Annotated in this window: 4 protein-coding genes; 3 read left to right on the top strand and 1 reads right to left on the bottom strand. The window is 32.4% G+C overall.

From position 1 onward, the window contains the following. Positions 1-348: 348 nt before the first annotated feature. On the bottom strand, positions 349-756 hold the full coding sequence (locus tag B0A65_RS23020; protein WP_074659111.1) for a DUF1573 domain-containing protein: 408 nt from the start codon (positions 754-756) through the stop codon (positions 349-351). 163 nt (positions 757-919) lie between these two features. Between B0A65_RS23020 and B0A65_RS23025 the strand changes: the two genes are divergently transcribed. From B0A65_RS23025 to B0A65_RS23035, 3 genes are all read left to right on the top strand, one after another. Beyond that, positions 920-2,182: a sensor histidine kinase gene (locus tag B0A65_RS23025; RefSeq protein WP_074659112.1), complete on the top strand. Its 1,263-nt coding sequence runs from the start codon at positions 920-922 to the stop codon at positions 2,180-2,182. Then, positions 2,179-2,865, top strand: coding sequence for a response regulator transcription factor (locus tag B0A65_RS23030; RefSeq protein WP_074659113.1), 687 nt, complete (start codon positions 2,179-2,181; stop codon positions 2,863-2,865). Before B0A65_RS23025 ends, B0A65_RS23030 begins: the two co-directional genes overlap by 4 nt. Positions 2,866-2,986: 121 nt before the next feature. Further along, entirely contained in the window at positions 2,987-3,751 is a 765-nt protein-coding gene (locus B0A65_RS23035; RefSeq protein WP_074659114.1) for an MBL fold metallo-hydrolase, read from the top strand. Positions 3,752-3,820: the final 69 nt, after the last annotated feature.

Raw genomic sequence — 3,820 nt, forward strand, 5'->3', positions numbered from 1 at the left:
GATAGGCTTCATAAAATTTTGAAACAGCAACGCTGTCAATATGAAGTTTTAATTCCGGAATCACTTTTTCTGAAGTTTTTTTTAAGTCTTCTTCTTTTTTTTCTGATTTGGAATTACATGAAAAAACTAAAAACAGAATAACAAAAACGACAGGCGAATAGAAAATTTTCATAATAATATTTTTAATAAAAATAAAAAAGATTTAATGAAAACAAAGGCTTTAAGAGAAAAATAATATTGCCTTCATAAAGCGGGTTATCCTTTTCTCTTTGACGTCACAAAAAGGCATAAAAAAACTCCAAATACATTACATATTTGGAGTTCTTTCCTTTATAAATCAACCTTTATTTAGATTACCGTTCCTTTGAGGGTAAGAATTTTTGGAGTAGTTTCTGCACTTGTTGTTACTGTTACTGTTTTTGTAAAAGCCCCTTTGTTTGCAGCATTATAAGTAGCAGTAACTTTAGCCGTTTTACCAGGCAAAATTGGCTCTTTAGTATAATCTGTTGCAGTACAACCGCAAGATCCCTGAACACTTGTAATTACAACTGCCGTTTTTCCGGTGTTTTTAAATTCGTACACAATTGCTTTTGGCGTTCCTTGTGGAATTTGTCCCACATCAACTGTTTCAGCTTTCCAAGCAATTGTCGAAGCTGTTTTTTCAATTTTAGAAGCAATTACTTTTACCGGTACAATTGCTGAAAAAGACATTAGCCCTAAAGCCAAAGCTAACATTGAGATTTTGATAATTTTCATAGTTATTATATTTTATGGTTTATAGTTCGAATTACTATTTCAAAAGTACTTCAGACAAAATCAAATCGCTGTTAACCGGTTTCAAATCTTTGTTAACGACTTGTTAATCGCTGTTTTTCACTATAATTTTCATTAATATTACATTCTAAAAAACACTCTTTTCTTGAAAATAAATAAACTTAATAGTATTATCCTCTTAGGATTGATCGCCATTATCAGTATATTGGTGGCGCAATTGCTTTGGACAAAGGAGGCTTTTACTCTCGAACAAAAAAAACTTAGTCAAAAGGCCAATATTGCTTTGCTTGAAGTTGCCCGAAAATTATATGACGGAAAAGATCATGAACCATCTTGTCAAAATCCTGTTCGAAAAATTTCCAACGACTATTATATCGTAAACATCGAGAATGCTTTTGAACCTGATATTTTGGAATTTTATCTTCGATCAGAATTCAAAAAAATGCACATTACAACCGATTTTGAATATGCGGTGTACAATTGCCAAAGCGACGAAATGGTTTATGGAAAATACATTTCATCTTCTGAAAAAGGAAAAGAAAAAAAGACTGTTTCTTTTCCAAAACATAAAGATCTGGTATATTATTTTGCGGTTCGTTTTCCTAATGAAACGACTTATTTGTTCAGTTCAATGCGTTTTTGGTTTATACTTTCGATTGCACTGATTTTGATTTTACTGATTTATGTGTATTCAATTTTTACGCTTTTACAGCAAAAAAGATATTCGGAGTTGCAACGCGATTTTATTAACAATATGACGCATGAATTCAAAACGCCTTTGTCATCTATATTAATTGCATCAAAATATTTGATTGAACAAACCCCGATTAAAGAAGATAAAAAGCTGCATACGTACACAGATATCATTATTAATCAAAGCAATAAGCTCAACAATCATATTGAACAGATTTTAAATATTTCGAAAGCCGATTATTCGCCTTTGGAACTAAAAAAAGAAACACTTTTAATTATTCCGATTCTTGAGGAAACGATTGAAAATATTCAGATGAAATACCCTGAAGCCACAATTAAAATCGATAGTGCATCGGAAGAGTATTATATTGAAACAGATGTTTTTCATTTTAGTAATTTAGTTTACAATTTACTTGACAATGCTGTGAAATATTGTTCTGAAAAACCTAATATTACAATTAGAATTGGCTTAGAAAATCAAATTTTAAAAATCGCTTTTGTAGATAACGGAATCGGAATTTCTCCTAAGAACATTTCTCTTATCTTTGATAAGTTTTATCGTGCTCAAAATGAAAAAAGTAATGAAGTAAATGGTTTTGGACTTGGTTTATATTACGTCAAAGAAATCTGCAATCTCCAAAACTGGAAAATAAAAGCCGAAAATAACGTAGCAAAAGGCATCACTATAACTTTGTCAATTCCTTATAAAAAATGAAACAATTCAGAATACTTTATACCGAAGACGATGAAACCTTAGCGTTTTTAACGAAGGACAATCTGGAACAAAATAACTACGAGGTTATTCATTGTCCTGACGGAAAACTGGGTCTGGAAACCTTTAAAAAAGAAAATTTTGACATTTGTATTTTCGATATTATGATGCCCAAAATGGACGGTTTTGAATTGGCAACTGAAATCAGAAAAGCCAATACTGATATTCCTATTATTTTTCTTTCGGCCAAAACTTTAAAGGAAGACCGTATTAAAGGATTGCGTTTGGGAGCTGATGATTATTTGGTAAAGCCTTTTAGTATTGAAGAATTACTTTTGAAAATTGAGATTTTCCTGAAGCGTTCACAAAAAAATATTCCGGTTGAAAAAGCGGTTTACGAAATTGGAAAATACCAGTTCGACACCAAAAACTTCATTCTTTTTAATGAAAGTGAGAAGATTGGTCTTACGCAACGCGAAGCCGAATTACTGAAATTATTTCTAGATAATAAAAACTCTGTATTAAAAAGAGAACAGATTCTGACCTCACTTTGGGGAACAGATGATTATTTTATGGGAAGAAGCCTGGATGTCTTCATTTCGCGACTGCGTAAAATCCTGGCGAATGAAAACGGAATTTCAATAGAAAACCTGCACGGAATTGGGTTTCGATTTTCTATTGCATAATTATTTTCAAAACATTGTAAAGTTTCAATTAGAAATAATAACAATTCTGTTAAAAATAAAGAATAATCTGTAAATTAAATTTGAAAAAACTTTGTATTTTTAAGTTCTAATTTTGCTTGATATGAAATTACATCATTTACGTAACGCTACTTTAGTTATTGAAACGGAACAACATGTGATTTTAGTTGACCCGATGCTAGGAAAAAGAAAAACGATTCCGCCCTTTACAATTTTTCGGTACAGCCCTCATCGAAATCCTTTGGTCTCTTTGCCCAAAAACAGTCGGGAAATTTTGAGCAGAGTAACACATTGCCTTATTACTCATTTGCATCCCGATCACATCGACAAAGCTGGCGAAGTTTTTTTAAGACGCAAAACCATTCCTGTAATCTGCAGTGTGCAAATTGAAAAGGAATTAACGAAAAGAGGTCTAAACATTAGTCAAACTTTAGATTATTGGCAACCCCAACCTTTTCTGGATGGAAAAATAACAGGAATTCCAGCTATACATGGTTACGGATTTATCTCCAAATTCATGGGAAATGTAATGGGTTTTTTTATTGAATTAGCCAATGAAAAATCGATTTACATTAGTTCAGATACCGTTTTCACGGAACACGTTCAAAAAGTTTTGGTTGAATTCAAGCCAGATATTTCAACTGTTGCCTGTGGGACTGCGAGATTGGATATAGGTCAGCCTCTATTAATGCGAATGAATGATATTTTGAAGTTCGCTGCATTGGCACCCGGAAAAGTTTTTGCAAATCATTTAGAAGCTTTAAATCATTGTCCGACGACGAGAGAGCAGTTGAAAAATGCTTTGTTAGAAAATGATCTTTTGTCTAAAACGGCTGTTCCTGCTGATGGAACTTTTGTGGAGTATTGATTTTTTATACTCTTTGCTTGCTAATTCTTTGGCGAGTTACTTGCGGGGATTCCTCCTCCGTCGGAATGA

The sequence above is a fragment of the Flavobacterium frigidimaris genome, from assembly GCF_002217275.1.
Lineage (GTDB): Bacteria > Bacteroidota > Bacteroidia > Flavobacteriales > Flavobacteriaceae > Flavobacterium > Flavobacterium aquidurense.

What these genes read in the sequence shown, in the direction of transcription:
- B0A65_RS23020 (WP_074659111.1), bottom strand. Translation starts at nt 756, where the DNA reads ATGAAAATTATCAAAATCTCAATGTTAGCTTTGGCTTTAGGGCTAATG.
- B0A65_RS23035 (WP_074659114.1), top strand. Translation starts at nt 2,987, where the DNA reads ATGAAATTACATCATTTACGTAACGCTACTTTAGTTATTGAAACGGAA.
- B0A65_RS23030 (WP_074659113.1), top strand. Translation starts at nt 2,179, where the DNA reads ATGAAACAATTCAGAATACTTTATACCGAAGACGATGAAACCTTAGCG.